The 2,609-nt window shown below is 35.8% G+C and carries 2 protein-coding genes; one reads left to right on the forward strand and one right to left on the reverse strand.

The window, feature by feature from the left end; translation table 11 throughout:
* A partial coding sequence (locus N9I19_RS24380) for an aminotransferase-like domain-containing protein (RefSeq protein ID WP_317779276.1) occupies window positions 1-1,465 on the reverse strand: 1,465 nt, incomplete at its 3' end.
* A 143-nt stretch (window positions 1,466-1,608) separates the two neighbouring features.
* Between N9I19_RS24380 and N9I19_RS24385 the strand changes: the two genes are divergently transcribed.
* Entirely contained in the window at window positions 1,609-2,523 is a 915-nt protein-coding gene (locus N9I19_RS24385) for a DMT family transporter (protein WP_317779277.1), read from the forward strand.
* The last annotated feature ends 86 nt before the right edge of the window (window positions 2,524-2,609 follow it).

Consider the following 2,609-nt stretch of genomic DNA (forward strand, 5'->3'; position numbering starts at 1 on the left):
AAGGTTCAATATCCAAAGAATGATTAGCATTAGGGACTTGATCCATGCTTATATTCGTTTTATTTTCTATCATTTGACTTAACTGAAATATACCGATTTTAATTTCATCTAGCGAAGCAAACCCAAAGGACAATCGTATAAACATACCTGTTTGTTCTGCATAAATACTACCAGGATTAAGAAGAAGACCTTTGGATAATGCTTTATCAAATAACCTTTTCACTTTAAACTTAGGTTTTATTTTAATCCAAATAAAGAAACCACCTGTTGGGACGTCCCATGTAGCATAAGAACTTAAATGTTTGTTCAAAGCTTCTAAAGCCGTTCTTCTCCGAACTTTAAGATGTTCTCTTACAGTTTCAAGATGTTGATCATATAATCCACTGGATAACCACTCCGTTGCAACGAGCTGAGACAACGTACTTGATCCATAATCCGATTGCATTTTTAAATCGGCTAATCGATTAATAACTGATTCGGAGCCAACTACCCATCCAATTCGTAAACCAGGACTTAATGTTTTTGACAAACTACCAAGATATAATACATTCCCATAATAATCCATTGATTTCAATGGCTCTGGTGGCATGGTATCGATCCATAAATCACGATACACATCATCTTCAATAACGGGAAGTTGTTCTCTTTCACAGTATTCAATGAGTTCCCCCCTTCTTTTCTTCTGCATTAACTTGCCTGTTGGATTATGAAAGGTTGGGATGGTATATAAAACATTCTTTCCTTTTTCCTTTGTCTGATAAATTGAATCTACCTTAATCCCTTCCTTATCCATTGGTAATCCCTTCAACTCCATACCCATAGATTGAAAAACAGTCAACGAGTAAAGGTAAGATGGCACTTCTAAAAATACAGTTGATCCTCTTTGTAGAAGTCCTATTGAAATAAGATATAAAGCCTGAAGTGCGCCTGAAACTACAAGAATGGATGATGGAGATACGTCCATTCCTCTTATCTTTAGATAATCACTAATTGCTTGGCGTAACTTTATATTTCCCTTTGGTTCTTCATATCCAAAAGGTGTCAGTTGTTTCGAAACCTTTTGTACAATGGACCTCATTTTTTCTAAAGGGAACATCTCTGGTGATAATTCTCCTTTACTTAATTGAATCAGATTATTATTAGATTCAGCTTCATTGATTTCCCGTACCATTGAAACACTTGGTTTATGAATACCTAAAGTGACATTTTCATTCCAATTGGTTGAGGATCGGTTTCCCATCAAAGTCCAAGTATTATTGGTGACAACGGTCCCCTTTCCTGCTTTACCTTCTATCAGTCCGTCTGCCATTAGTTCTTCTAGTGCTGTTATGACTGTACTTCGATTGACATCAAACATTTTTGCTAAATGACGTTGACTTGGTATCCGACTACCAATTTCCCACTCACTCTTGAAGATTTTGTCTTTTATGAAATCAACAATCAATTGGTATTTTGGCTTTTTCATATGTACTCCTTTTTTCCAATCAATCTCAAATTGGTTGGTTTTTTTTTTATTTAACCTGTTGGGGACATTTTACCAAAGACATATTAAGATGAGAACTATCAGATATTACTGGTTGGAATAAAACATAGGGATGAGGTGTATTTATGATAAAATCTTTAGATTTAAAACTTACTTTTGCTCATTTGATTACAATTATTCTATGGGCATCAGCATTCCCTGGAATAAGAGCTGCACTGACTGCTTATTCACCTGAACATCTGTCCCTTTTACGATTATTAATTGGTTCATTAACATTAATTCTTGTTGCGGCTATTCAAGGAATCCGTTTACCAGAAGTAAAAGATGTACCAATAATTTTATTACTTGGTTTTTTAGGATTTTCAGTTTATCAAATGGCACTAAATTATGGGGAACAAACGATTAGCGCTGGGGTTGCTAGTTTATTAGTTTCAACAACACCTATATTCACAGCTTTGTTGGCTCTACTCTTTTTCCGTGAGAAGTTTGGACTTTGGGGATGGGTAGGCTCATTAATTGGATTTTTTGGCGTGGCATTTATTTTTTTAGGTGGGTCAACTGAAAATTTTTCTTTGAATATCGGAATTATCCTAGTTTTAGTTGCATCCCTTTCAGAAAGTATTTACTTTGTTTTTCAGAATGCTTATCTAAAAAAATATGGTTTTGTTACTTTTACAATGTACACGATTTGGTCAGGTACTATTTTCATGATGATATTTTCTCCAGGTCTTGGAGAGGCGATTATTCATGCTCCCATAGATATAACACTAGTGGTTATTTATCTAGGAATTTTCCCAACCGTAATTCCTTACTTTACTCTAGCGTATATTACCTCACGAACAGGATCATCAGAAGCAACAAGTTCTCTTTATTTAACCCCTGTTATCTCTTGTTATATAGCATGGATCTGGCTTGGGGAACTTCCCACTTCTTATGCAATAATTGGTGGACTTATAACGTTGGGTGGAGTCTTTTTGTCAAACATGAGAAAACAGAATAATCAACCTACCTCTACTAAATCTGTTGATCGTGTACTATGAAATGAAAGACAATCGAGTAGGAGGAGGCGCCTAGCCTCCGACCTCTCACACCACCGTACGTACCGTTCGGTATACGGCGGTTCAGT

Source organism: Peribacillus sp. CSMR9, from assembly GCF_033141925.1.
Lineage (GTDB): Bacteria > Bacillota > Bacilli > Bacillales > DSM-1321 > Peribacillus > Peribacillus simplex_A.